Source organism: Rhodophyticola porphyridii (assembly GCF_003688285.1).
In the GTDB taxonomy this organism is placed as follows: domain Bacteria; phylum Pseudomonadota; class Alphaproteobacteria; order Rhodobacterales; family Rhodobacteraceae; genus Rhodophyticola; species Rhodophyticola porphyridii.
Genome location: NZ_RCNT01000002.1, coordinates 265,209 through 288,843 on the forward strand (window position 1 = coordinate 265,209; position 23,635 = coordinate 288,843).

Consider the following 23,635-nt stretch of genomic DNA (forward strand, 5'->3'; position numbering starts at 1 on the left):
GAAGGACCTTCTTGCGAAGGGGCGGTCAGGGGCAAGATTGGCCGTCATTGATGCCCTGTCGGAACCGGTCAATACCGCCGATCCATAGCTGCGGTTTAGCCAAGCCTCTTATAGCATTTGAGTATGTTCAGATTGCGCAGAGTTACGATTCCGCGACACTCGGAATGCACACCGTCTGATATGGGCGGCCAGTTGATTGGCCAACCACCGTCCTGCTGCTGTTGATCGATCATAAACTGCAAATGAGGCCGAATTTCTTCATAGGTGAAGAAAGAGGCTCCCGGACTGTTCGGACTCGGCGCAAAAACCAATGGTGAGAAAACATATCCTTCTGCATCTGTATCGAAACAAGTCGAGTCTCTTACGAGGTCCCCCAACTCGCTCAAAGCCGCATCTGCTCTTTGCTTGTCGGGATGCGTGGAAAGAAATGCCAGCGCATTCTGGATTGAATGAGGACTTGCGACATCAAGCCTGTTCAAGGCCTCCCAGCAAAACTCTTCAGCACGCCTCATCCACGGGTGACACAAGCCATTTTTCCAAAGAAAAGAAAGTATTATTCCGGTTGGGTTGATCGAGCTGGATTGGGTTTCTTCGCATCCCCACCAAGGTGCATGCGGCGCCGTTTCGACGGTGGGATGAGAGAATGGCAAGCCACCGTCTTCATTTGCAAGTTCATTCAGCGCATTGCAAACAGACAAGAAACCGCTTTTATTTGCACCGATTGCATCCAGGATTTCCATCGCAAACGCCTGATCAACAGGTTGCGGTTCTGAGGCGCGTTTATCCGGCTCCAGACCGAAGCCGAATAACCCGTTTTGGTGCCGATACGCATTCAAGGCCCGCTCAACAATCTCTGCTGACCCAGCTTCAAAATGAAACGAGAACAGATGGCGTTCAAGAAGCCTGGCGTTACAGAAGATGAAATTTCTTGCATTTTCGACATCCGGTCGAGGCATGTGGCTTTTCTCCAGTCTTCAAGCGCAGCAAGGCTTTGGCACGAGGTGTGTGTAACATGCCCTGCTCCCCCAAGGGATCAACCGCGAAGGCCGTGAATGTTCTGTCGCGGCAATCCGATCCCTGACGGTCGACCGCTGGATGACTTGCCGCTGACACGCGCTAACTGGTGCACCGCGTCGTCGCCTCGAAATGCAAATCGCCCCAATCGGCCATGGATTTCAGAAGCGGCGCCAGTGTCCTGCCATGCTCGGTGATCGAGTATACGACCCGGGGCGGCACCTGCCGGTGGTCTTCGCGGTGCACGATGCCGTCCTCGACCAGTTCCTTCAACTGACGGATCAGCACCCGCTCGGAGATCCACGGCATGTCACGTTTCAGTTCGCCGAAGCGGTAGGAGCGCTCGACCAGGCGGAACAGGATGCCCGGTTTCCATTTTCCTCCGAAAACCCGGTTTGCGACTTCCATCGGGCAATAGGGAACCTCCGCCAATGCTCCTCCCTTACTGACAAAATTGTCAGTACTTTACTTTCTTTCAGTATGGATCAAGCTCGGAGGGAACACCAGACACCTCGGAGGATCCGCATATGAGATGCTGGCAAATCGCACTGACGACTTTCTCCCTGATACTCTCGGCACCGGCACCCGCACAGGAGGCTCTCGACGTGATTCCCTTCACCATCGACATCCCGCAGGAAACGCTCGACGATCTTCATGCCCGCCTCGACCGGACCCGCCTGCCGGACGCGATCGAGGGCGCCGGGTGGGATTACGGCACCGACGCCGACGCGTTGGCCGAGCTCATGTCCTACTGGCGCGCGGAGTTCGATTGGCGGGCCGTCGAGGCAGAGCTGAACACATTCGACCATTTCACGTCGGAGATCGACGGCATGGTGATGCATTTCGTCTACGCCCGGTCCTCCCGCGACGATGCGACTCCGCTGCTCATGCTGCACGGCTGGCCATCCTCCTTCGTGCAGATGCTCGACATCATACCGCTTCTGACCGAGCCCGAAAGCGGGCCGGCCTTTCATGTCGTCGTCCCGTCCCTGCCGGGCTTCGGATTTTCCGAGCGGCCGTCCGAACGCGGCATGAGCCCGGCCGCCATGGCGCCGCTGATGCACCGGTTGATGACGGCCGCCCTGGGCTATGACCGATACGGGATCCGGTCCAGCGACCTGGGCGCGGGCGTCGCATCGGCCATGGCGCTGGCCTATCCGGAGGCGATCATCGGTTCGCATACCGGTGGGACCAACCCTTATCTGCAACAGCCGCTGCCCGGCGATCTGACGGAAGAGGAGCAGACCTTCGTGCAGAATGCGCAGATGTGGACCTTCACCGAAATGGCCTATGCCTTCCTGCATTCCTCCAAGCCGCAGACGGTTGCATATGCGCTGAACGATTCTCCCGCCGGGCTCGCCTCATGGTTTCTTGAGAAGTTCCAGCGATGGGTCGACCATGACGGCGACCTTTACGGCGTGATCCCGCGCGACGATCTGCTGGCGAACCTGACGATCTACTGGGCGACGGAAACGATCAACTCGTCGATGCGGCTTTATTACGAGGCTGCACGCGCCGAGGGCGGCTGGGGCGTGCCGGAGATTCCCGTCGGCTATCTGATGCCGTCCAACGACTTCTTTCCGACGCCGCGAAGCTGGATCGAACGGCAGGGGCCGGTGGCGCATTGGACCGAAACCGATCAAGGCGGGCATTTCATGGAGTGGGAACAGCCTCAGATCGTTGCGGAGGATCTGCGAACCTTTTTCTCCGGCCTTTGAGGTGCCGTCGCCGGAAACCCTGCGCCCCAATCGGCCGCGATGGGCCATTGGCAACGCACGGATGAAGGATCGGCCGAGTGTTCGAGGTGCATGCCCGCTTTAGATGAAAGCTGCGATACAGAGCTTTAAGGCCAGAGGCGGCAAGGCCCCGGATCGTCATCATCCGAGCGGTCTCGAACCCGCCAGCCCTATGGGCGCCTTGCCAAGGCGACCGCCCGGGCGGGGCCGGAGGGCGGAGTTAGCCGGGGATTTCCAGCGTGATGTTCCGCCCGTTCTTCACATATTGCAGCGTATCCTCGCCGATCGCAGCGACGCGGCCGCCATCGACGCGGTCGCCGACGCTGACGCGGACGAAGCGGCCCGAGGGCAGGCGCACAAGCGCGCGGCGGTTCGACGGTGTGCCGCTGACGCCGATCAGATTGACGTTGCGCAGATTGATCGCGTTGCTGGTGGTGGCCGCCCGCGTGACCGTGGCGCTGGACGGGATCGCGGGTTGAACGGGCGCGGGCGCGCTTGCGGTCTGGACCACCGTTGCGGCCCCGCTGTTGCCCTGACCGGTGGAGCCCTGGGTGGCGCGGGCCACGATCTCGTTGAAATCGCTGGGGCGCAGGCGCGGCATGCGGGAGGAGGCGACGGCCAGCGCGCTGGCTTCGATCACCCGCACCTCGGGCGTGCGCTCGGCGGTCAGAGCTTCGGCATCGAAGGTCGATCCCGGTGTGCCGGTCTGCGGATCGGGCGTGGTGGCGGCGGTCGCGGCGCGGACGGCCATGGCCACCTGCTGAACCGAGGGGGGGCGCGCGGTGGGGCGGCGGTTGGCCAGTTCGTTCGCGGTGAAGCCTCCGAGGCGCAGACGTTCCCGGCGCTCGGCCAGATCGTCGGGGCGTGGCGTGGGCTGGAAACTGGCCAGAATGGCGGTTTCGACGGCACCGCCATCCGGGCCGCTATCGGTTGTTTCCGCATCCGGTTCGGGGGCCGCACCGCCGTCGCGGGGAACCGGCAGGATCGGCGGCGTGCCGGCGAAGATCCGGATGCCATCGGCTGTCAGCGCGCCGTCGGGCGCGGGGACGACCAGACCGTCCGGGCCCAGAATGAAGGTGGTTCCGAAGGGTGGCGGCGAGGCATACCGCCGGGTCACGCCGATCCAGTCTTCCAGATCGGGCGCGGGAATGGCGAAGGCGTCATGGGTCACCACCACCGGGTCGATGGAGGCCATGTAGATCTCGTCCTGCAGGCTCGGATCGACGAGGCTGGGCTGTTCGGGCGGGCGTTGCCAGATGCCGCTGGCGGCATAGAGCGCCTCGGTCTCCTCGGGGGAGGGCAGGAGGGTTTCGGGCTCCGCCGGGGCGGGGCCCAGATCCAGATCGGCGTCGATATCCGGCAGGGTCATGTCGAGGCCGGCGGTGTCCGACGGCGCGGTTGCGGTCGGCGGTTCGGTCGCCGTTTGGGGCTGGGGCTCGGCGGTGGCGGGGGGCTCAAGCCGGGCCAGCTCTTCGGCGCGGTCGGGCGCGGCCGGCGCGCTGACCGTGGCCGAGGGTGCCGGGCGCGCGGGTGCGGGCGCGGTCGCGATTTCCACATCCGGCGCCTCCCGGCCCAGCCATCGGGCGACGCTGCTGTCCGGCAGGAACAGGGCCGACCAGACCGCAACCAGGGCCAGGATCAGAAGCAGGATGAGCGTGAGCAGCAGGCCGGTCTTCAGGGACGGCCCGGCCCCGGTGGCGGCCCGGCGCGCCAGCAGACCGCCGGTGATCGGGGCATCGGGTTCGGCGATGTCCGCGCCGGTGGGCGCGGCTGCGTCGCCGGAGGTGGCGGCCAGATCCTTTCGGCGCAGGATGCGCGCGGTGACGCGGCCGATGGCAGCCCCTTTCTCCGCCAATGGCGCACCTGTCGGGCGGGCCATGGATCTGCCCGTGGACCCGCCAGGCGGTACCGGCACGCCGCCTGCGGGATGATCGCCCAGCCGCAGATCGCTGTCCGGGGTCAGGCGGCGGCCCGGTACGCTGCTGGCATGGGTGGCGGGCGACCGGGGCGGGGCGGAGACGCCGGTGCCACTGTCGGCGAGGGGACCGGTGGGCGCGGCCAGCCCGCTGTCTCTCGGCGGGGCGGTCTTGGGGGACGGCGCGCGCGCGCCGGCGTCTGATGTGGCTGGCGCCGTCTCCGGCCCGGTCTCTGCCGGGTCGGGTGCGGCAGGCTGCGGCGCAAGACCGAAGCGGCTGCTGCGGGTGCTGATCAGGCTGCCGGGCTGATCGCCGGGGGCCGAAACCTTGCCGCGCCGTGCGCCGAAGCCGGTGGGCATCTGGAGCACGGGTTTTTCATCGTCGGATGCTCGCCCGGATCTGTCATCGTCGGCGCCGTCAGCCGGCGTCTCGTCCCGGGCGTCCTGGGCGGAGGGTTTGCCGGCCGGCTGGCGGTTTCGGGGCTGTCGGGATTTGACGACCGGGGCCAGATCGCCGCTGGTCTCTTCCGGACCCTCGGGGGCGGCGGTCTCCGCTGCCTGGTCCGGGGGCTCGGCCTGAGTTGCGGGACCGGGTTCGGGTTCCGGGGCGGGTGTGACCGGGATCTCGGCCGCAGGCTCCGGGGGGGCCTCGGGTTCCGGTCTGGTCCATGTGTCGGGGCCGAAAGCCAGCCCGCTATCGGGCAGGTTCAGCCCGCGGGCATCGTCGGCAAGCTGGAAAAGCGGCACGCCGGGATATTTCTCCACCGGCGGAGAGGCGGCGAAGCCGACGCCGTTGAAGCCGTTGTCGCGGGCGAAACCTTCGGCCTCCTCCAGCGTGTCGCGGGCCACCACCGCCAGAGCCGCGCGCCCGCCGCCCAGATCGCGCCAGTCATAGGCCAGATCTTCGACCGCGTAGGGGGTCAGACCTTCCAGACGGCCGGGGATTGCCGCCGATCCGCCCAATCCTTCCAGTTCGGTATAGAGGATCTGATCGTCGGGCAGGATCAAGAGCGTGGGGAAGTTCGGTCCCCCGCGTTCCTCGCCCATCGCGCGCAGGCTGGCCAGCGCGCCGCCCAGATCGGGCACGTCCAGCGCGGTATCGCCGATCAGCGCCCAATGGTCGGACGCCTGGCGATGGGCCAGCGCGATGCCTTCCGGCGACAGGAATAACGCAAACTCGACAGTCACGGATGACCTCTATCCACGGAGCCACCGGGCAGGCCCCTCCCACGGCTTGATCCTTATAGCAGGAAATCGCTGGTGAAAACCACGCGACACTCCTGCCCGGTGCGAAGCGGCAAACATCATCCTATGGTGATTTCGACCATGACAAAAGGGGCATTCCTATCATGAAACAGCTTATCCTCGCCGCCGCCCTCGCATGCGTTCCCGTGGGCGCCCTCGCCGAAGACATGGCGACGCTCACGATCCGCGGCACGGGCCAGATCGACGTGGCGCCGGATATGGCCACGATCCAGCTTGGCGTTCTGTCGCAGGCGGAAACCGCGGGGCAGGCGCTGGCGGACAACAGCGCCGATCTTGAGGCGGTGCTGGCGGTTCTGGCGATCGCCGGGATCGAGGGGCGGGATATCCAGACATCGCAGTTTTCGGTGCAGCCGGTCTGGTCCGACTACAGCGGCCAGAGCGACCGGACGCCTGCGATCACGGGATTCACCGTGACCAACGAGGTGGCGGTCCGGGTGCGCGATCTGGGCAAGCTGGGGGAGGTTCTGGATGCGGTGACGCAGGACGGCGCCAATCTGATTCGCGGTCTGTCCTTCGGTCTGGCCGATCCCGACCCGGTTGCCGACGAGGCACGGCTGGCCGCGATGGCAGATGCGCGCGCCCGCGCCGACCTGCTGGCGGACGCCGCCGGGGTGGAGATCACCGGTATTCGCAGCATCACCGAGGGCGGGGACGAGCGGCCTTTCCCCGCCGCCGGCAGGCTTGAGATGGCGATGCAGCAGGCGGTGCCGATTGCCGAAGGGGAGGTCACCGTGTCGGCCACGGTGACCGTCGTTTACGAAATCGACGGCTGACTAGCCCGCGGCCTTGGCCAGCGCCTGATCCAGATCGGCGATCAGGTCGTCGGCATCCTCGATCCCGATCGACAGCCGGACGACATTGGGGGCCGCGCCCGCGGCCTCCTGTTGTTCCGGGGTCAGTTGCCGGTGCGTGGTGGAGGCCGAGTGGATGACGAGCGAGCGCGTATCTCCGAGATTGGCCACGTGGCTGAAGATCTCCAGACTGTCGACCAGCTTGACGCAGGCCTCGTACCCGCCCTTGACCGCGAAGGTGAAGAGTGCGCCCGCGCCCTTGGGACAGACGGTCTTGACCCGGTCGAAATAGGGCGAGCTTTCAAGACCCGCATAGGTGACGAAATCGACCCGGTCATCGGCCTCCAGCCATTTTGCGATCTTCACCGTATTTTCCACATGGCGCTCCATCCGGAGCGACAGGGTTTCGATACCCATCAGGGTGTAATGGGCGGCCTGCGGGTTCATCGTCATGCCGAGATCGCGCAACCCGATGGCGATGCCGTGGAAAGTGTAGGCCAGATTGCCGAAGGTCTCGTGGAACTTCAGCCCGTGATAGGCAGGCTCGGGCGCCGAGAGAGAAGGAAACTTGTCGGAGGCCGACCAGTCGAATGTGCCGGAATCGATCACGCAGCCGCCGGTGACGGTGCCGTTGCCGGTGAGGTATTTCGTGGTGGAATGGACCACCAGCGTCGCGCCATGTTCGATAGGCCGGCAAAGATAGGGGGTGGCCGATGTATTGTCGACGATGAGCGGGATACCCGCCCCGTCCGCCACATCGGCGACCGCGCGCAGATCGGTGATATAGCCGCCCGGATTGGCGATGCTTTCGCAGAAGATCGCGCGGGTGTCGTCATCGATCGCGGCCTTTACCGCATCCAGATCGTCGAAATCGACGAATTTCGCGGACCAGCCGAAACGCTTTATCGTCTGGCTGAACTGGGTGACCGTGCCGCCATAGAGCCGGGTCGAGACGACCACGTTCAGGCCCGGCCCCATCAGCGGGAAAAGCGCCATGATCTGCGCCGCATGGCCGGAGGAGCAGCAGACCGCGCCCACGCCGCCCTCCAGCGTGGCAAGCCGCTCCTGCAGCACGGCCACGGTCGGGTTGGTCAGGCGGGAATAGATGAAGCCCACCTCCTGCAGGTTGAACAGCGCCGCGGCGTGATCGGCATCGCGGAACACATAAGCCGTGGTCTGGTAGATCGGCGTCTGCCGCGCGCCCGTGGCGGGGTCGGGGCGGGCGCCTGCATGAATCTGCAGCGTGTCGAAGCCGTAGCTGGGTCCGTCGGTCATTGGTGTCTCTCCCTTGGAATGCCGCGTTTGGGAGAAGCTTTAGGGCAAGCGGCACAGGGCGACAATGTGGCGTGACGCAGAAAGAACGGGCGGTGCAGCGGGGCCGGTTCGCCGGGAACAGGGGTTCGGAAAGCCCGCCGCATCCGCGACCGGCGTTTTCCTGCCGCGGCGACGGCGAAACCCGGGGCCTCTCCGGGGGCGAGGCGCGTATGATTGCCGGACGGCGCCGCGCCGCCCGCGACACCGCCGCCGACCATTGGCCCTAGACCTTGGCCCGTGCTTGCGGCATTACCTGTCCAATATGCTTTTGCCTGACCCGGAGGCCCCATGCTGAGCTTTCTGAAACGTCTCGTGACCTGGTGGAACGGCCAGACCCTCGGCACCCAGCTGATGACCTGGCGCAGGGGTGAGCGCGTGGGCGAGGACGAGGCGGGCAACGTCTTCTACCAGACCCGCGACGGCGTGCGCCGCTGGGTGATCTTCAACGGCGAGGCGGAGGCCAGCCGGGTCAGCCCCGACTGGCATGGGTGGCTGCACCACACCTGGGACGAGCCGCCGAGCGAGCGCCCGCTGCCCCGCAAGGCGTGGGAGAAGCCGCATTTGCCGAACCTGACAGGCACGGCGCAGGCCTATGCGCCCGCAGGCTCGATCCGGCGGCGCGACCCCGAAGAGCGCCGCGATTACGAGGCCTGGAGCCCGGAATAGGCCGGGAGTGGCAGGGAGTACTGGCGATGTCCGAGAACACCACTGCCGAGATCGTCGTGGGCGGCGTCGTTCTGGCCGCCGCGGTGGGGTTTTTCATCTATGCCGCACAGGCCACCGGGTTCGAGCGCGATACAGGCAGTTACGAACTGGTGGCGTCGTTCCGCTCGGTGGAGGGGATCGGGCTGGGCACCGATGTGCGCCTCGCCGGTGTACGCGTCGGATCGGTGACCGGTCTGGAGCTGAACCCCACGACCTATCGCGCCGACACGACCATCAGCATCCGCGACGAGATCGAGATCCCCGATGACAGCGCGATTGCGGTCGCCTCCGAAGGGTTGCTTGGCGGCTCCTTCGTCGAGATCCTGCCGGGGGGATCGCCGTTCGCGCTGGAACCCGGCGGGGAGATCATCGACACACAAAGCTCGGTCAGCCTGATCACGCTTCTGTTGCGCTTTGTCACCGGCGACGGGGAAGGCGAATGACGCGCCGCTCCCTCATGCTCGCGGCGGCGGTTTCGCTTGCCATGACCCCCGGGCTTTCGGTCGCGCAGGATCCGGCGGTGCGCCCCTTCGTGCAAAACAACGATGGCAGCCTCTTCGTGCAGGATCGCGGCGATGGGGTCCGGTTGGAGGAGCGGCGCAACCCCGGCGCCGTCACATCGGTGAGCGCGCCCGATGTGGCCCCCGCCGCAGGCGCGGTTCTGCGCGCACTGGACAAAACTCTGGGCCGGCCCACGGATATCGAGATGTCCAACGGGCAGACCGTTGTGTTCGGCAGCATCGCGATCCGCATGTTCGAATGCCGCTATCCGATCGACAACCCCGCCTCGGACGGGTTTGCCCATATCCAGGTCATGGATCTGGAGGGGGACGAGGTGTTCAACGGCTGGATGGTCGCCTCCAGCCCGGCGCTGGTGGCGATGGAACACCCGCGCTACGATGTCTGGGTTCTGAGGTGCAGGATTTCCTGAGGCGTGACGGGCTGGGGCTGCGCCAGAAAATCCGCCTCCCAGTCGAGCGCGCGTTCCAGCCGTCGGTGATACTCGGCCCGGGAGATTTCCACCGCGCCAAGCCGGATCAGGTGATCGGTGACGAACTGCGTATCGAACAGCTGAAAGCCGCCATAGCGCAGACGGCTGACCAGATAGGCGAGGGCGATTTTCGAGGCATCCGTGCGGCGCGAGAACATGCTTTCCCCGAAAAACGCCGCGCCAAGCGTGACCCCATAGACGCCGCCCACAAGCATGGGACCGTCCCAGACCTCCATGGAATGGGCGTAGCCTGCGGCGTGAAGCTGCTGATACAGCTCGAATATCTCGGCATTGATCCAGGTTTCTTCACGGTCGGCGCAACCTGCGACCGTGCCCCTGAAATCCGTATCGACGCGGATGTCGAATGGCGCGGCCCGGATCCTGCGGGCAAGACTGTGCGAGATATGGAACCCGTTCAGCGGAATGATGCCGCGGCGCTGGGGATCGACCCAGAACAGATCGGGATCGTCGCGGCTTTCGGACATCGGAAAGATGCCGGCCGCATAGGCCCGCAGCAGAAGATCCGCGGTCAGGGTCGGGCGCTGGTAGAGATCATGGGCCATCGTCCGGCAGCATAACCGCTTGCGGTGAAGAAACTCCATGCGCGTTTTTTGACGGGGGCTTCCGACCGCCCCGGCGGGATCGCCCGAGCGGCGACGGGGGAACCCGTGCCGGCCGCGCGGCGTTGCCCTCCTGACCGCACCAGCAAACCACCCCCGGAAAGGCAGACCCGATGACCCGTAACATCACCGGCCATCCGATAGGGACGGACCGGCCCTATCTGCTTATTCTGCTTGGATTTATCGGCTGTTTCGGGTGCCTGTCGCTGATTGTGGGCACCGCGGTCGCCCCGTTCTTCGTGCCCGATCACGACTGGGTCGCCGATACGATCAGCGATCTGGCCGCGGGCCGGTCCGAGATTATAATGGATGTTGCCCTTTACGGGTTCGCGGCCGGGCTTTTTGCCGTCTCCCTGGCGGCGGCGCATATGCATCTGGGCGGGGTCAGATGGTCGATCGGCCTGATCTCTCTGGCGATTCTCGCGGCGCTGGTGGTGATAGTGGGCGCGCGCAACGAATATGGCGACGGGGACAGCGAGGGGGTCGTTATCCATATCTATCTGGTCTACGGGCTGGGCGTGCTGTTTCTGCTCGCGCCCCTGTGCCTTGCGCCGGGTCTGCGGCAGGATCACAACCGGGCGCGAAAGGCGCTGATCACGCTCGGGCTTCTCTGGGGTGTCTCCGCGCCGCTTTTCCTGATCACGCCCACCGGCGTCGACGGGCTGGTGGAGCGCCTGCTGGGGCTGGTGGCCTGTGCCATCGTGGCGCTTTTTGCGCTTGTGGCGATCCGGCGCGGGCGGGCGGCGCTGTAGGGCCGCCCGGGGGGGGTCAGCCCAGGTTCGTTTCCAGCCACTTTTCAAGCCAGTGGATGTTGTACTCGCCGGTCTGCACCGCCTCTTCCTCCATCAGCGCGCGGAAAAGCGGGATCGTGGTGTCCACGCCATCGACGATCAGCTCTCCAAGGGCCCGGTGAAGACGCGCGAGCGCCTCGGGCCGGTCGCGGCCATGCACGATAAGCTTGGCGATCAGGCTGTCGTAATAGGGCGGGATCGAATAGCCGTCGTATAGCGCCGAATCCATCCGGACGCCCAGACCGCCGGGCGCGTGATACTGGGTGATCTTGCCCGGGCAGGGGGAGAAGTTCGGCAGCTTCTCCGCATTGATCCGGACCTCGATGGAGTGGCCGTTCACGACCAGATCCTCCTGTCGGAAGGACATCTCCTCGCCCGCCGCGACGCGGATCTGCTCGCGCACCAGATCGACGCCGAAAATCGCCTCGGTCACCGGGTGTTCCACCTGCAGCCGAGTGTTCATCTCGATGAAAAAGAACTCGTCGTTTTCGTAGAGAAACTCGATCGTGCCGGCGCCTTCATAGCCGATCTCGGCCACTGCCTTGGCGCAGGTCGCGCCGATCCGGGCCCGGATCTCGGGGCTGATCGCGGGGCCGGGGGCCTCCTCCAGGACTTTCTGGTGCCGCCGCTGAAGCGAGCAGTCGCGCTCCCCCAGATGGACCGCGTTGCCGCGTCCGTCGCCGAACACCTGCACCTCGATATGGCGGGGCGCACCGAGATATCTCTCGATATACACCTCGTCATTTCCGAAATTGGATTTGCCCTCGCTGCGCGCGGTGCGGAAGGCGGTTTCCAGCTCCTCGGCGGAGCGGGCCAGCTTCATGCCCTTGCCACCGCCGCCCGCGGTCGCCTTGATGATCAGCGGGAAGCCGGTTTCCCTTGCCACGGCCTGCGCCGCCTCGAAATCGGGCACGCCGCCATCGGAACCGGGTACGCAGGGCACGCCGAGCGCCTTCATTGTGTCCTTGGCGGTGATCTTGTCGCCCATCATGCGGATATGTTCGGCCGACGGGCCGATGAACTTGATCCCGTGATCTTCGACGATCTGCACGAATTGCGCGTTTTCCGACAGGAAGCCATAGCCCGGATGGATCGCCTCCGCCCCGGTGATCTCGCAGGCGGAAATGATCGCGGGGACGCTCAGATAGCTGAGCGTGCTTGACGGGGGGCCGATGCAGATCGCCTCGTCCGCCATGCGGACATGCATCGCATCGCTGTCTGCGGTGGAATGGACGGCGACGGTGCCCACGCCCATCTCACGCGCCGCGCGGATGACGCGGAGCGCGATTTCGCCGCGATTGGCGACAAGGATCTTGGAGAACATGCGCGCGCCGCCCTATTCGATGATCATGAGCGGAGCGCCGAATTCGACGGGCGCGCCATCTTCGACAAGAATGCGTTTGACGGTGCCGGATTTGGGTGACGGGATCTGGTTCATCGTTTTCATCGCTTCGATGATCATCAGGGTCTGGCCCTCGGCGACCTTGTCGCCCACCGCGACGAAGGACGGAGTGCCGGGCTCCGGTTGCAGATAGGCGGTGCCGACCATGGGCGATGTGACGGCATTGGGATCCTGCGCGGGATCGACCGACGGGGCCGGGGCGGGCGCGGCGTCGGCCGCGGCCGCGGCCGTGGCTGGGCCGGAGATCGGCGCTGGCGCGGTCTGCATGGCCGGGGCGGGCGCGGATTGCACCATCTGCATCTGCCGCGAGACGCGGACATTCAGGCTGTCATCGGCGCCGTAATCGCGCTTGACCTGCAACTCCGTCAGGTCATTCTCTCGCAGCAACTCAGCCAGCGCCCGGATGAACGCCACATCCCCGTCATGCGTTTTGTTTGCCATGGTGTTTTTGTCCTCGCCGTATGTATTGGCTGTTCTTATACGGGCCAGACTGTGTGCCCGCGCCTGATTTATCGCCCATATACTGCACAAGACGCAGGGATTAAAGCGCTTGCGCGCGGGAAAAGCCGATCCGGCTTCCCCGGCGGTATGCACCTGGTTTCGGCTGTTTTACAGGCATTCGCGCCGGTTTTTGCCGCATTGCGCGGCTGAAAAGCGGCAAACGCGGCCCGCTGAATAATTTACCATTTGATAAAATTTTGGACCTGTGCCAGCGTTCCGGGGACGATAGCCATTCGATCAGGGAGGGACGATACCCCATGACGAACAGCCCCTTCACCCCCGGAATTGTCCCGGGCCGGCTTCAGCCCGAGGCCTATGAGGCGAATTTCGCCGATCTGCACGAGCCCCTCGACGGGCATGAGGCGCTGGTGGCCGCGGACCGCTGCTACTTCTGCCACGATGCGCCCTGCATCACGGCCTGTCCCACGGAAATCGACATTCCGCTTTTCATCCGGCAGATCGCGACCGGCACGCCGGAGGCTGCGGCGCGCACGATTTTCCATCAGAACATCCTTGGCGGGATGTGCGCGCGGGTCTGCCCGACGGAGACGCTTTGCGAAGAGGCCTGCGTGCGCGAGATCGCCGAGGGCAAGCCGGTTCTGATCGGACAATTGCAGCGCTACGCGACGGACACGCTGATGGCGGCGGGCGTCCATCCCTTCACGCGGGCGGCGCCAACGGGCAAATCCGTGGCCGTCGTGGGGGCAGGGCCCGCCGGACTCGCCTGTGCCCACCGTCTCGCGATGCATGGCCACGAGGTGACGATCTACGATGCAAGACCGAAAGGCGGCGGCCTGAACGAATACGGGATCGCGGCCTACAAGACCGTGGAGAATTTCGCGGAGGCCGAACTGGACTGGCTGATGAAGATCGGCGGGATCACCCTTGAGACCGGCAAGGCTCTGGGTGTCGACATGACCCTCGACAGCCTGAAAGCGGAATTCGACGCGGTGTTTCTGGGTATGGGGCTGGCCGGTGTGAACGCCCTGCGCGCGGACGGAGAGGACAAGGCGGGCGTGATGGATGCGGTCGGCTTCATTTCCGATCTGCGGCAGGCCGGGGATCTGTCGGCTCTGCCGGTGGGCCGCAATGTCGTGGTGATCGGCGGCGGCATGACGGCGATCGATGCGGCGGTCCAATCGAAGCTTCTGGGCGCTGAAACCGTGACGATCCTTTATCGCCGGGGCCGCGATGCGATGCCCGCCAGCCGGTATGAGCAGGATCTGGCGGCCTCCAAGGGGGTGCGGATCGTGTTCAACGCGATGCCGGTGGCGGTTCTGGGCAACGGGGCGGTCACGGGCGTGCGGGCGGAATACACCCGCGCGGAGGGCAAGAGCCTGATGGGCACGGGCGAGACATTCGATCTGCCCGCCGATCAGGTGCTCAAGGCCATCGGTCAGACGCTGGGGGGCACGCCCGACGGCCTGACGCTGAGCGATGGAAAGATCGCAGTGACAGACGCGGGCCGGACTGGCGTTTCGGGTGTCTGGGCGGGTGGCGATTGCGCCAGCGGAGGCGAAGACCTGACCGTGACGGCTGTGGCCGAGGGGCGCGATGCCGCGGAAGACATCCACAAGGCTCTTGTGGGATGAGCTGGGCCGCGGGAGGTATTGCTGCGGCGATCTTTGCGGGAGCGCCGGTGCTGGCCAACCCGTTCCAGGGGCAGTGGTGCCACCCGGTAGGAGCGATCATGTTTCTGGAGACCGAAGAACTCGGGTTCAACGATCACACGATCTGTTCCATCGAAAACACAGGTGCGCCGGAACTGAACACGGACTGGACAAGTCCCATCGCCTGCCGCCACGTCTATATCCGGGAGATCAACCCCGACGGATCGGTCGAGCGGTTTGAAACCCCGATGCACCGGCCTACCACCATCACGTTGCGCCCGGTCGCGCCCGATCAGATCGCGGTCGATCTGGGCTCGGCGGCGCCCCCGGCGATCTATCATCGCTGCGAATAACGCCTCAAGAAAGGACCAGACATGGCTGATCTTTCGACGAACTTCCTGGGCATCAAATCCCCCAATCCCTTCTGGCTGGCCTCGGCGCCCCCGACCGACAAGGAGTACAATGTGGTGCGCGCCTTCAAGGCGGGCTGGGGCGGTGTCGTCTGGAAGACGCTGGGCGAAGACCCCCATGTGGTGAATGTCAACGGGCCGCGATACGGGGCGATCTACGGCGCGGATCGGCGGCTGCTGGGGCTGAACAACATCGAGCTGATCACCGACCGTCCGCTGGAGGTTAACCTGCGCGAGATCAAGGCGGTCAAACGCGCCTGGCCGGATCGGGCGATGATTGTGTCGCTGATGGTCCCGTGCGAGGAAGCCGCCTGGAAGCGCATCCTGCCGCTGGTGGAAGACACCGGCGCGGACGGGATCGAGCTGAATTTCGGCTGCCCCCACGGGATGAGCGAACGGGGCATGGGCTCTGCCGTGGGGCAGGTGCCGGAATACATCGAGATGGTGGCGCGCTGGTGCAAGGCCAATACGCGAATGCCGGTGATCGTGAAGCTGACACCCAATATCACCGATATCCGGTATCCCGCCCGCGCGGCGAAGGCGGGCGGTGCGGATGCGGTTTCGCTGATCAACACGATCAGTTCGATCACCTCGGTGAATCTTGACACCATGAGCCCGGAGCCGTCGATCGATGGCAAGGGGTCCCATGGCGGATATTGCGGCCCGGCGGTCAAGCCAATTGCGCTGAACATGGTGGCCGAGATCGCGCGCGACCCTGAAACGGCGGGCCTGCCGATTTCGGGCATCGGCGGGGTGACCACATGGCGCGACGCGGCGGAGTTTCTGGCTCTGGGCTGCGGCACGGTGCAGGTCTGCACCGCCGCGATGACCTATGGCTTCAAAGTGGTCGAGGAGATGAAGTCCGGTCTCAGCCAGTGGATGGATGAAAAGGGCCACGGCTCGATAGATGAGATCGTCGGACGGGCCGTGCCGAACGTGACCGACTGGCAATATCTTAACCTGAACTACGTGACCAAGGCGCGGATCGACCAGGATTCCTGCATCAAATGCGGGCGCTGTTACGCGGCCTGCGAGGATACCTCGCATCAGGCGATTTCCATGTCCGAGGAGCGTGTGTTCGAGGTGATCGACGAGGAATGCGTGGCCTGCAACCTGTGCGTCAATGTCTGCCCGGTGGAGAACTGCATCACTATGGAGGAGCTGGAGCCAGGCACGATGGACACGCGGACCGGCAAGGTCGTCGAGCCTGATTACGCCAACTGGACAACGCATCCGAACAATCCGGGCGCCTGCGCCGCGGAGTGAGGCCGGAGGACCGGCGTTGATCCGGCCCTCGCACGGGGGCCGGAGCGTTCCCCGTGATGGATCACCAGCCGTCTTCGGTTATGATCTCCGCGCCGTCGACGCCCATCGACTTGAGATGATCGCGGATGTCGTCGACCATGCCGCCCGGCCCACAAATGTAGAATGGGCCGGATTTCGAGCTCAGATGCCGGTCAAGGAAATCCCTGTCGATGGGCCCGCCGGGCAGGCCGTCCGCATCTTCATCCGTTACGACGAAAGTCGTCTTCAACCCGTCTGTCCGCTCCCACTCGTCGCGCAGGATGATGTCGGCCTCCGATTTGTTGGAAAAGATCAGATGACACCCGTCCGTCTGCGCCTGTGCGGCGCGGCGGCGCAGAAGGCAGATGAAGGGCGTGACCCCGGCCCCTCCCGCAATAAAGGTTCCGGCCCCGTGATCGGTGATTGCGCCGAACGGGTCGCCCGCCTGCACCTTTTCCCCTGGTGTCATGGTGGCGATCTGTTCGGTCACGCCGTCATGGTCGGGGTAGATCTTGATGACGAATTCAAGAAACGGATCCTCGGGCTGGGAGGTCATGGTGAAGGGGCGGCCCTCGTCACGCCAGCCGTCGCGATCGAGCGCGATCTCGGCGGCCTGGCCGGGTTCGAACGCGAAGCCTTCGGGGCGGTCGAAGCGCAGGCATCTGGTGTCATGGGTGACGGTCGAAATATCTTGCAGGGTCAGGCTGTAGCTCATGATGTCTCCTTTTCAGGGAGACAACGCGGCAGGTCAGGCCAGGTTCCTGCCCCCGCTCAGGGCCGGAGAAGTTTGGTGAACAGCGTCCGCAGGAAGGTTTCGGCTTCCGCGAACGGGTCGCGATCCTCCCCCAGAACCGCGCGCACCTGCACGTCGAAATCCGCGTAATGCTGGGTCAGCGCCCAGATAGAGAAGATCAGGTGATGCGGATCGATATCGGCGATCTTGCCGGCGGCGGCCCAGCCCCGGATGATCGTGACCTTCTCATCCACCAGCTTTCTCAGATCGGTTGCCAGAACCTCCTGCATACGCGGTGCGCCCTGCAGGATCTCGTTGGCGAAAAGGCGGCTTTCGCGCGGGAAATCACGGCTCATCTGCAGCTTCCGGCTGACATAGCCGAGCAACTCCTCGACCGGTTCGCCGTCGGGGTCCATCTCGCGAAGCGGGTCCAGCCATGTGTCCATCAACTGGCTGAGAAGGGTGACGTGAACCGCCTCTTTGGAGGGAAAATAATATAGAAGATTGGGCTTGGACAGCCCGGCCGCCGCCGCGATCTGATCCAGCGTCGCGCCCCGGAACCCATGTCGGGAAAAGACCAGAAGGGCTGCCTCAAGAATGGCCTGGGTGTTCTTGCGCTGAATACGGGTGCGCGGCGGCTGAATGTTCATGTTCCTACTCTGCCACTTGGGGCGGCATTGCGGCAAGGGTCATGCCCTCACCGCCCAAGCCCCGGGCAGATACGCCCGCTTGACGATCATTTGCCTTGCGATTGGGCATTTTCCGGCGTTCAATTTCTTGACTGACCATGCGCCTCTGCTAGCGTGATCTTGACCAGATGGTCAAAACAATAATCTCAGCCGACCGGTGGCGCGCCGGTTCTGCCAGATAGGGTGAGCACCATGGCGCTTGACCGCTCCAATCCAAATGATCTGTCGGCGTTCTGGATGCCGTTCACCGCGAACCGCCAGTTCAAGCAGAACCCGCGCATGTTCGTGGCCGCCGAGGGGATGTTCTACAAAACCGCGGACGGGCGCGATGTGCTGGATGGCACCGCAGGTCTGTGGTGCTGCAATGCCGGGCACAAACGCCCGCGGATCGTCGAGGCGATACAGGCGCAGGCGGCGGAGCTGGATTACGCGCCCGCCTTCCAGATGGGCCACCCCAAGGCCTTCGAGCTGGCCACGCGGCTGCGCGATCTGGCGCCCGAGCCTTTCGATCACGTGTTCTTCACAAATTCCGGTTCGGAATCCGTCGAAACCGCGCTGAAGATCGCCATTGCCTATCAGCGCGCCATCGGGCAGGGTACGCGGACCCGGCTGATCGGGCGCGAACGCGGCTATCACGGGGTCAATTTCGGCGGCGTCTCGGTGGGCGGTATCGTCAACAACCGCAAGTATTTCGGCGCGCTGCTGACCGGTGTGGATCATCTGCCCCATACGCATCTGCCGGATCAAAACGCCTTCACCCGGGGCCAGCCCGAGCATGGCGCCTATCTGGCCGAAGATCTGGAACGGATCGTCGCGCTGCACGGTCCGGAAACCGTTGCGGCGGTGATCGTGGAGCCGATGGCCGGATCGACCGGGGTGTTGATGCCGCCCAAGGGCTATCTGGAGAAACTGCGCGAGATCTGCACGAAACACGGCATCCTGCTGATCTTCGACGAGGTGATAACCGGGTTCGGACGGCTGGGATCCTCCTTCGCGGCGGAGCATTTCGGCGTGATGCCGGACATGATCACCACCGCCAAGGGCCTGACCAACGGGGTGATCCCGATGGGCGCTGTGCTGGCGACCGGCGCGATCCATGATGCGTTCATGCAGGGCCCCGAACACATGATCGAGCTGTTCCATGGCTACACCTATTCGGGCAATCCGATCGCCTCGGCGGCCGGTCTTGCCACGCTGGAGACCTACCGCGAGGAGGGGCTTTTCCAGCGGGCGGCGGACATGGCGGGCTATTGGGAGGACGGGCTGCATTCGCTGGCCGATTGCCCCCATGTCATCGACATCCGCAACATGGGCCTGATCGGGGCGGTGGAGCTGGAGCCCATCGCGGGCGAGCCGACGAAACGTGCCTTCCAGGCGTTTCTGGATTGCTATGAGAAAGGCGTGCTGATCCGCACCACGGGCGATATCATCGCGATGAGCCCGCCCTTGATCATCGAGAAAGCGCATATCGATCAGTTGTTCGGCACACTGCGCGACGTGCTGATGCATCTTGATTAAGATCGCCACGGAAGAATTTGGACTATCGGGGGAAATCTTATGCCGGCACCCGGCGAGAACATGAAGATCAATGGCGAGCGCTTGTGGGAGTCGCTGATGGAGATGGCCCGGATCGGCCCGGGTGTCGCGGGGGGCAACAACCGGCAGACCCTGACCGATGAAGATGCCGAGGGGCGGGCCCTGTTCCAGAGCTGGTGCGAGCAGGCGGGCTGCGCCATGGGGCTGGACCAGATGGGCAACATGTTCGCCATGCGCCAAGGGACGGACCCCGACGCGCTGCCGGTTTATGTCGGCTCTCATCTCGATACGCAGCCGACCGGCGGGAAGTATGATGGGGTTCTGGGTGTGCTGGGCGGGCTGGAGATCATCCGGTCGCTCAACGATCTGGGCATCAAGACCAGGCACCCGATCGTGGTAACGAACTGGACCAACGAGGAAGGTACGCGCTATGCGCCCGCCATGCTCTCTTCGGGCGTGTTCGCAGGTGTGCATACCCAGGACTGGGCCTATGAGCGCGAGGATGCGAAGGGTCTGAAATTCGGCTCTGAGCTGGAACGGATCGGCTGGAAGGGCGAGGAAGAGGTGGGCGCCCGGAAAATGCACGCCTTTTTCGAGCTGCATATCGAACAGGGGCCGATCCTTGAGGCGGAGGGCAAACAAATCGGTGTGGTGACCCACGGGCAGGGTCTCAGCTGGACACAGGTGACGATCACCGGAAAGGACAGCCATACCGGCTCCACACCGATGCCGATGCGCAAGAACGCGGGCCTCGGCATGGCCCGTGTGCTGGAACTGGTGGACGAAATCGCCTGGAGCCATGCGCCCCATGCGGTGGGCGCGGCGGGTCATATCGATGTCTATCCCAACTCCCGCAACGTGATCCCCGGCAAGGTCGTGTTCACGGTTGATTTCCGATCCCCGGAGCTGGCGGTGATCGAGGACATGGAAAACCGCCTGAAGGCGGGTGGGTCGGAAATATGCAAGGATATGGGCCTTGAGATCGCGTTCGAGAAGGTTGGAGGGTTCGATCCGGTCAAGTTCGACGAGGATTGCGTGGCCGCCGTGCGGGGCGCGGCGGAGCGGTTGGGCTATTCCCACCGGGATCTGATCTCCGGCGCGGGCCATGATGCCTGCTGGATCAACAAGGTGGCGCCCACTGCGATGGTGATGTGCCCCTGCGTTGACGGGCTTAGCCATAACGAGGCAGAAGAGATCAGCCCGGAATGGGCGGCGGCCGGAGCGAATGTGCTGTTCCATGCCGTTGTCGAAACAGCTCAGATAGTGGAGTGAAGAGATTGAAGAAATTGCTTGTCCTTGGCGGGTTTCTTGCGCTGGCCGCCTGCGAACCGGCCCCGCCCGCGGATCCGAACGCCCCGTCCGTCCAGTTTTCCGAACAGACGCTGGCGTTGCTGCCGCCGGGGCAGGATCTGACCAATGTGATTTTGCAGGACGACAATTGCTATTGGTATCTGCATCGCGGACCGGTGGAGGACACGTATATTCCCCTGCTGACACGCCAGGGGCGCGGGATCTGCACGCAAGGGTAAGGCCGACATGAGGGGAGAGATGACATGGGCAAGGTGATCAAGGGCGGAACCGTCGTGACCGCGGACCGCCAGTTCAAGGCGGATGTGCGGATCGAGGGGGAGAAGATCGCCGAGATTGGCGAGAACCTGTCAGCCGATGAGGTGATCGACGCCGAAGGCGCCTATGTCATTCCTGGCGGCATCGACCCGCATACCCATCTGGAAATGCCCTTCATGGGCACGACCGCGGCGGAGACCTTTGAAAGCGGCACCTTCGCGGCGGCTGCGGGCGGCACCACGATGCTGGTGGATTTCTGCCTGCCGGGGGAGGATGGCAGCCTGCTGTCGGCGCTGGACGACTGGGACCGGAAATCGAAGGACCAGATCTGCGTCGACATCTCCTATCACATGGCAATCACCGACTGGAACGAGCGTATTTTCAATGAGATGGAGACCGTTGTTAACGAACGCGGCGTGAACACGTTCAAGCATTTCATGGCCTATAAGGGCGCATTGATGGTGGAGGATGACGAGATGTATGCCTCCTTCAAACGCTGCGCCGAGTTGGGGGCACTGCCGCTGGTCCATGCGGAAAACGGCGATATCGTGCAGGAGCTGCAGCAGAAGTATCTGGCCGAAGGGATCACCGGACCGGAGGGCCATGCCTATTCCCGCCCGCCCGAGGTGGAGGGCGAGGCGGCCAACCGCGCGATCATGATCGCCGACGCGGCCGGCACGCCTCTCTACATCGTCCATGTGTCCTGCGAGCAGGCGCATGAAGCGATCCGGCGGGCGCGGCAGAAGGGGATGCGGGTCTATGGCGAGCCGCTGATCCAGCACCTGACCCTCGACGAAAGCGAATACTTCAACAAGGATTGGCAATATGCGGCGCGCCGCGTGATGTCGCCTCCCTTCCGCTCGAAAGAGCATCAGGACGGGCTTTGGAACGGGCTGGCGGCGGGCTCGTTGCAGGTGGTGGCCACCGATCACGCGGCCTTCACCGATGAGCAAAAGCGCATGGGGCTGGACAATTTTACCACCATCCCGAACGGGACCGGCGGGCTGGAAGAGCGGATGGCGATGCTCTGGACCAAGGGTGTCGAGACGGGCCGGCTGACGCCTGAGGAGTTCGTGGCGGTGACGTCGTCGAATATCGCCAAGATCCTGAATATCTATCCGATGAAGGGCGCGTTGGTGCCCGGCGCGGATGCGGATGTGGTGGTCTGGGATCCGGGCATAAGCAAGGAAATCCATGTCAGCACCCAGAAATCCATTATTGATTACAATGTGTTCGAGGGTATGGAGGTGACGGCGCAGCCGCGCTACACGCTCTCCCGCGGCGATGTGGTCTGGGCCTATGGGCAGAACAGCCAGCCCCAGCCGGGGCGCGGAAGATTCGTGAAGCGCAAGCCCTATGCCAGCGCGTCGAAGGCGCTGTCGAAGTGGAAATCGCTGAACACGCCCCGCAAGATCGAGCGTAATCCGCTGAACATTCCGAGCGGGGTGTGATGGCGGGAGATCCGGAATATCGGATGGCAGATCCCGCCACCCAACCTCCTGTCATCGAAGCGAAAAACCTCGATTTGACGTTTCAGACGAACGATGGGCCTGTCCATGCGCTGAAAGACGTCAGTCTTCAGATCGACAAGGGCGATTTCGTCAGCTTCATCGGTCCCTCCGGCTGTGGCAAAACCACCTTTCTGCGGGTCATCGCGGCGCTGGAGCATCCCACGGGCGGCGCGATCACCGTCAATGGCATGACGCCGGACGAGGCGCGGCGAAACAGGGCCTATGGCTATGTGTTCCAGGCCGCCGGCCTCTACCCGTGGCGGACCATCGAGAAGAATGTAAAGCTGCCGTTGGAAATCATGGGGTTCAGCCGCGCAGAGCAGGAAGAGCGGGTCAGGAACGTCCTGCAACTGGTTGATCTGGAAGGATTTGGGAAGAAGTACCCGTGGCAGTTGTCGGGCGGTATGCAGCAGCGGGCCTCCATCGCGCGGGCGCTGGCCTTCGATGCCGACCTGCTGCTGATGGACGAACCCTTCGGGGCGCTGGACGAGATCGTGCGCGACCATTTGAACGAGCAATTGCTGAAGCTTTGGGCGCGGACGGAGAAGACCATCGGTTTCGTCACCCATTCGATCCCGGAGGCGGTCTATCTCTCCACCAGAATCGTCGTGATGTCGCCGCGCCCGGGCCGGATCACCGACGTGATCGAAAACGATCTGCCGAAGGAGCGCCCGCTCGACATCCGCGATACGCCGGAGTTTCTGGAGATCGCGCACCGGGTGCGTGAGGGGCTGCGCGCGGGGCATGCCTATGATGACTGACACGGCGATCAGGCAGGATGTTCGGCCTGGCCGACGCGAGGATGCGGTGGCCTGCGCCGATATCCTGAATGGCTGGATCGACGACCGGGATTGGATGCCCCGGGTGCATACGGCCGATGAGGTGCGCGATTTCTATCGCGACTTCGTCTTTGAGCAGCGGAGGGTCTGGGTAACCGGCGACCCGATCCACGGGTTTCTGGCGATGGACGAGGACGACGATCTTGTGACCGCACTCTATGTCGCCAAGCCGGGGCTGGGTATCGGCCGGGGGCTGCTGAACGTCGCGAAGGACGGGCGCGACAGGCTGAAGTTGTGGACCTTCGTCGCCAATCGCGGCGCGCGGAATTTCTACACCCGGGAGGGATTTCGCGAGATCCGCCAGACCGACGGCGATAATGAAGAGGGTCTTCCGGACGTTCTGCTCAGATGGGAAAGGGCCGGCCGATGACCGACATGTCCCGGACCGGCGCGATGCGCGCAGGCCTGGGC

The 23,635-nt window shown here is 64.2% G+C and carries 24 protein-coding genes; 15 read left to right on the forward strand and 9 right to left on the reverse strand.

Features of this window, described 5'->3' with window-relative positions:
- Nucleotides 1-95: 95 nt before the first annotated feature.
- Together D9R08_RS18875 and D9R08_RS05840 are read right to left on the reverse strand one after the other, a co-directional pair.
- Nucleotides 96-956 carry a hypothetical protein gene (locus D9R08_RS18875; protein WP_147450619.1) on the reverse strand — a complete coding sequence of 287 codons (861 nt, stop codon included), beginning with the start codon at nucleotides 954-956 and terminating at the stop codon, nucleotides 96-98.
- A 160-nt stretch (nucleotides 957-1,116) separates the two neighbouring features.
- Nucleotides 1,117-1,446, reverse strand: coding sequence for a winged helix-turn-helix transcriptional regulator (locus D9R08_RS05840; RefSeq protein WP_233557280.1), 330 nt, complete (start codon nucleotides 1,444-1,446; stop codon nucleotides 1,117-1,119).
- A gap of 95 nt (nucleotides 1,447-1,541) precedes the next feature.
- On the opposite strand from D9R08_RS05840, the gene D9R08_RS05845 reads away from it, so the two are divergent.
- Nucleotides 1,542-2,732, forward strand: a complete 1,191-nt coding sequence (locus D9R08_RS05845; RefSeq protein ID WP_121897084.1) for an epoxide hydrolase family protein — start codon at nucleotides 1,542-1,544, stop codon at nucleotides 2,730-2,732.
- A 238-nt stretch (nucleotides 2,733-2,970) separates the two neighbouring features.
- Here D9R08_RS05845 and D9R08_RS05850 read toward each other — a convergent pair whose 3' ends face one another.
- Nucleotides 2,971-5,853 carry a hypothetical protein gene (locus D9R08_RS05850; RefSeq protein WP_121897085.1) on the reverse strand — a complete coding sequence of 961 codons (2,883 nt, stop codon included), beginning with the start codon at nucleotides 5,851-5,853 and terminating at the stop codon, nucleotides 2,971-2,973.
- 161 nt (nucleotides 5,854-6,014) lie between these two features.
- On the opposite strand from D9R08_RS05850, the gene D9R08_RS05855 reads away from it, so the two are divergent.
- On the forward strand, nucleotides 6,015-6,704 hold the full coding sequence (locus tag D9R08_RS05855) for an SIMPL domain-containing protein (RefSeq protein ID WP_121897086.1): 690 nt from the start codon (nucleotides 6,015-6,017) through the stop codon (nucleotides 6,702-6,704).
- On the opposite strand, the gene D9R08_RS05860 is transcribed toward D9R08_RS05855, so the two are convergent.
- On the reverse strand, nucleotides 6,705-7,997 hold the full coding sequence (locus D9R08_RS05860) for an O-acetylhomoserine aminocarboxypropyltransferase/cysteine synthase family protein (protein WP_121897087.1): 1,293 nt from the start codon (nucleotides 7,995-7,997) through the stop codon (nucleotides 6,705-6,707). It lies immediately after the preceding gene.
- Between the two features lie 327 nt (nucleotides 7,998-8,324).
- On the opposite strand from D9R08_RS05860, the gene D9R08_RS05870 reads away from it, so the two are divergent.
- From D9R08_RS05870 to D9R08_RS05880, 3 genes are read left to right on the forward strand one after another with little or no spacing between them, the layout of a single operon-like run.
- Nucleotides 8,325-8,702 carry an NADH:ubiquinone oxidoreductase subunit NDUFA12 gene (locus D9R08_RS05870; RefSeq protein WP_121897089.1) on the forward strand — a complete coding sequence of 126 codons (378 nt, stop codon included), beginning with the start codon at nucleotides 8,325-8,327 and terminating at the stop codon, nucleotides 8,700-8,702.
- Between the two features lie 26 nt (nucleotides 8,703-8,728).
- Nucleotides 8,729-9,184: an outer membrane lipid asymmetry maintenance protein MlaD gene (gene mlaD, locus D9R08_RS05875; protein WP_121897090.1), complete on the forward strand. Its 456-nt coding sequence runs from the start codon at nucleotides 8,729-8,731 to the stop codon at nucleotides 9,182-9,184.
- Entirely contained in the window at nucleotides 9,181-9,672 is a 492-nt protein-coding gene (locus D9R08_RS05880; RefSeq protein ID WP_233557282.1) for a DUF2155 domain-containing protein, read from the forward strand. Before mlaD ends, D9R08_RS05880 begins: the two co-directional genes overlap by 4 nt.
- On the opposite strand, the gene aat is transcribed toward D9R08_RS05880, so the two are convergent.
- The gene (gene aat / locus D9R08_RS05885) at nucleotides 9,636-10,295 is read right to left on the reverse strand and encodes a leucyl/phenylalanyl-tRNA--protein transferase (RefSeq protein WP_121897091.1); all 660 of its coding nucleotides are present in this window, start codon (nucleotides 10,293-10,295) and stop codon (nucleotides 9,636-9,638) included. The genes D9R08_RS05880 and aat overlap by 37 nt on opposite strands.
- Nucleotides 10,296-10,465: 170 nt before the next feature.
- Between aat and D9R08_RS05890 the strand changes: the two genes are divergently transcribed.
- On the forward strand, nucleotides 10,466-11,104 hold the full coding sequence (locus D9R08_RS05890; protein ID WP_121897092.1) for a DUF998 domain-containing protein: 639 nt from the start codon (nucleotides 10,466-10,468) through the stop codon (nucleotides 11,102-11,104).
- Between the two features lie 16 nt (nucleotides 11,105-11,120).
- Here the strand turns inward: D9R08_RS05890 and accC are convergent, their stop codons facing one another.
- Nucleotides 11,121-12,467: an acetyl-CoA carboxylase biotin carboxylase subunit gene (gene accC / locus D9R08_RS05895; RefSeq protein ID WP_121897093.1), complete on the reverse strand. Its 1,347-nt coding sequence runs from the start codon at nucleotides 12,465-12,467 to the stop codon at nucleotides 11,121-11,123.
- Between the two features lie 12 nt (nucleotides 12,468-12,479).
- Nucleotides 12,480-12,986 carry an acetyl-CoA carboxylase biotin carboxyl carrier protein gene (gene accB / locus D9R08_RS05900; protein WP_121897094.1) on the reverse strand — a complete coding sequence of 169 codons (507 nt, stop codon included), beginning with the start codon at nucleotides 12,984-12,986 and terminating at the stop codon, nucleotides 12,480-12,482.
- Between the two features lie 317 nt (nucleotides 12,987-13,303).
- Here accB and D9R08_RS05905 point away from each other — a divergent pair, with 317 nt between their 5' ends.
- From D9R08_RS05905 to preA, 3 genes are read left to right on the forward strand one after another with little or no spacing between them, the layout of a single operon-like run.
- The gene (locus D9R08_RS05905) at nucleotides 13,304-14,638 is read left to right on the forward strand and encodes an NAD(P)-dependent oxidoreductase (RefSeq protein ID WP_121897095.1); all 1,335 of its coding nucleotides are present in this window, start codon (nucleotides 13,304-13,306) and stop codon (nucleotides 14,636-14,638) included.
- A complete protein-coding gene (locus D9R08_RS05910) occupies nucleotides 14,635-15,009 on the forward strand; it encodes a hypothetical protein (protein ID WP_121897096.1) in 375 nt (124 codons plus the stop codon). Before D9R08_RS05905 ends, D9R08_RS05910 begins: the two co-directional genes overlap by 4 nt.
- A gap of 21 nt (nucleotides 15,010-15,030) precedes the next feature.
- Nucleotides 15,031-16,332 carry an NAD-dependent dihydropyrimidine dehydrogenase subunit PreA gene (gene preA / locus D9R08_RS05915; protein ID WP_121897097.1) on the forward strand — a complete coding sequence of 434 codons (1,302 nt, stop codon included), beginning with the start codon at nucleotides 15,031-15,033 and terminating at the stop codon, nucleotides 16,330-16,332.
- Between the two features lie 61 nt (nucleotides 16,333-16,393).
- Here preA and D9R08_RS05920 read toward each other — a convergent pair whose 3' ends face one another.
- Both D9R08_RS05920 and D9R08_RS05925 read right to left on the reverse strand, forming a co-directional pair.
- Nucleotides 16,394-17,065, reverse strand: coding sequence for an FAD-binding oxidoreductase (locus D9R08_RS05920; RefSeq protein WP_121897098.1), 672 nt, complete (start codon nucleotides 17,063-17,065; stop codon nucleotides 16,394-16,396).
- A 56-nt stretch (nucleotides 17,066-17,121) separates the two neighbouring features.
- Nucleotides 17,122-17,733 carry a TetR family transcriptional regulator C-terminal domain-containing protein gene (locus D9R08_RS05925; protein WP_121897099.1) on the reverse strand — a complete coding sequence of 204 codons (612 nt, stop codon included), beginning with the start codon at nucleotides 17,731-17,733 and terminating at the stop codon, nucleotides 17,122-17,124.
- Nucleotides 17,734-17,964: 231 nt separating this feature from the next.
- On the opposite strand from D9R08_RS05925, the gene D9R08_RS05930 reads away from it, so the two are divergent.
- From D9R08_RS05930 to D9R08_RS05955, 6 genes are read left to right on the forward strand one after another with little or no spacing between them, the layout of a single operon-like run.
- Nucleotides 17,965-19,290, forward strand: a complete 1,326-nt coding sequence (locus tag D9R08_RS05930) for an aspartate aminotransferase family protein (RefSeq protein WP_121897100.1) — start codon at nucleotides 17,965-17,967, stop codon at nucleotides 19,288-19,290.
- Between the two features lie 39 nt (nucleotides 19,291-19,329).
- Nucleotides 19,330-20,580 (forward strand): Zn-dependent hydrolase, encoded by a 1,251-nt coding sequence (locus D9R08_RS05935; RefSeq protein ID WP_121897101.1) that lies wholly within the window; start codon nucleotides 19,330-19,332, stop codon nucleotides 20,578-20,580.
- A 5-nt stretch (nucleotides 20,581-20,585) separates the two neighbouring features.
- Nucleotides 20,586-20,837, forward strand: coding sequence for a hypothetical protein (locus D9R08_RS05940; protein ID WP_147450620.1), 252 nt, complete (start codon nucleotides 20,586-20,588; stop codon nucleotides 20,835-20,837).
- A gap of 24 nt (nucleotides 20,838-20,861) precedes the next feature.
- The gene (hydA, locus tag D9R08_RS05945; protein ID WP_121897103.1) at nucleotides 20,862-22,325 is read left to right on the forward strand and encodes a dihydropyrimidinase; all 1,464 of its coding nucleotides are present in this window, start codon (nucleotides 20,862-20,864) and stop codon (nucleotides 22,323-22,325) included.
- A 23-nt stretch (nucleotides 22,326-22,348) separates the two neighbouring features.
- Complete coding sequence (locus D9R08_RS05950) at nucleotides 22,349-23,146, forward strand: ABC transporter ATP-binding protein (protein ID WP_199709267.1); 798 nt, start codon at nucleotides 22,349-22,351, stop codon at nucleotides 23,144-23,146.
- Nucleotides 23,136-23,594 (forward strand): GNAT family N-acetyltransferase, encoded by a 459-nt coding sequence (locus tag D9R08_RS05955; protein WP_233557284.1) that lies wholly within the window; start codon nucleotides 23,136-23,138, stop codon nucleotides 23,592-23,594. Before D9R08_RS05950 ends, D9R08_RS05955 begins: the two co-directional genes overlap by 11 nt.
- Nucleotides 23,595-23,635: the final 41 nt, after the last annotated feature.

Bases quoted from the DNA above. Each gene is read 5' to 3' on its own strand.
- D9R08_RS05870 (WP_121897089.1), top strand. From the start codon at position 8,325: ATGCTGAGCTTTCTGAAACGTCTCGTGACCTGGTGGAACGGCCAGACC.
- aat (WP_121897091.1), bottom strand. From the start codon at position 10,295: ATGGCCCATGATCTCTACCAGCGCCCGACCCTGACCGCGGATCTTCTG.
- D9R08_RS05955 (WP_233557284.1), top strand. From the start codon at position 23,136: ATGATGACTGACACGGCGATCAGGCAGGATGTTCGGCCTGGCCGACGC.
- D9R08_RS05890 (WP_121897092.1), top strand. From the start codon at position 10,466: ATGACCCGTAACATCACCGGCCATCCGATAGGGACGGACCGGCCCTAT.
- D9R08_RS05935 (WP_121897101.1), top strand. From the start codon at position 19,330: ATGCCGGCACCCGGCGAGAACATGAAGATCAATGGCGAGCGCTTGTGG.
- D9R08_RS05860 (WP_121897087.1), bottom strand. From the start codon at position 7,997: ATGACCGACGGACCCAGCTACGGCTTCGACACGCTGCAGATTCATGCA.
- D9R08_RS05950 (WP_199709267.1), top strand. From the start codon at position 22,349: ATGGCAGATCCCGCCACCCAACCTCCTGTCATCGAAGCGAAAAACCTC.
- D9R08_RS05920 (WP_121897098.1), bottom strand. From the start codon at position 17,065: ATGAGCTACAGCCTGACCCTGCAAGATATTTCGACCGTCACCCATGAC.
- accB (WP_121897094.1), bottom strand. From the start codon at position 12,986: ATGGCAAACAAAACGCATGACGGGGATGTGGCGTTCATCCGGGCGCTG.
- mlaD (WP_121897090.1), top strand. From the start codon at position 8,729: ATGTCCGAGAACACCACTGCCGAGATCGTCGTGGGCGGCGTCGTTCTG.
- D9R08_RS05845 (WP_121897084.1), top strand. From the start codon at position 1,542: ATGAGATGCTGGCAAATCGCACTGACGACTTTCTCCCTGATACTCTCG.
- D9R08_RS05930 (WP_121897100.1), top strand. From the start codon at position 17,965: ATGGCGCTTGACCGCTCCAATCCAAATGATCTGTCGGCGTTCTGGATG.
- D9R08_RS18875 (WP_147450619.1), bottom strand. From the start codon at position 956: ATGCCTCGACCGGATGTCGAAAATGCAAGAAATTTCATCTTCTGTAAC.
- D9R08_RS05910 (WP_121897096.1), top strand. From the start codon at position 14,635: ATGAGCTGGGCCGCGGGAGGTATTGCTGCGGCGATCTTTGCGGGAGCG.
- D9R08_RS05925 (WP_121897099.1), bottom strand. From the start codon at position 17,733: ATGAACATTCAGCCGCCGCGCACCCGTATTCAGCGCAAGAACACCCAG.
- accC (WP_121897093.1), bottom strand. From the start codon at position 12,467: ATGTTCTCCAAGATCCTTGTCGCCAATCGCGGCGAAATCGCGCTCCGC.
- hydA (WP_121897103.1), top strand. From the start codon at position 20,862: ATGGGCAAGGTGATCAAGGGCGGAACCGTCGTGACCGCGGACCGCCAG.
- D9R08_RS05855 (WP_121897086.1), top strand. From the start codon at position 6,015: ATGAAACAGCTTATCCTCGCCGCCGCCCTCGCATGCGTTCCCGTGGGC.
- D9R08_RS05880 (WP_233557282.1), top strand. From the start codon at position 9,181: ATGACGCGCCGCTCCCTCATGCTCGCGGCGGCGGTTTCGCTTGCCATG.
- D9R08_RS05905 (WP_121897095.1), top strand. From the start codon at position 13,304: ATGACGAACAGCCCCTTCACCCCCGGAATTGTCCCGGGCCGGCTTCAG.
- preA (WP_121897097.1), top strand. From the start codon at position 15,031: ATGGCTGATCTTTCGACGAACTTCCTGGGCATCAAATCCCCCAATCCC.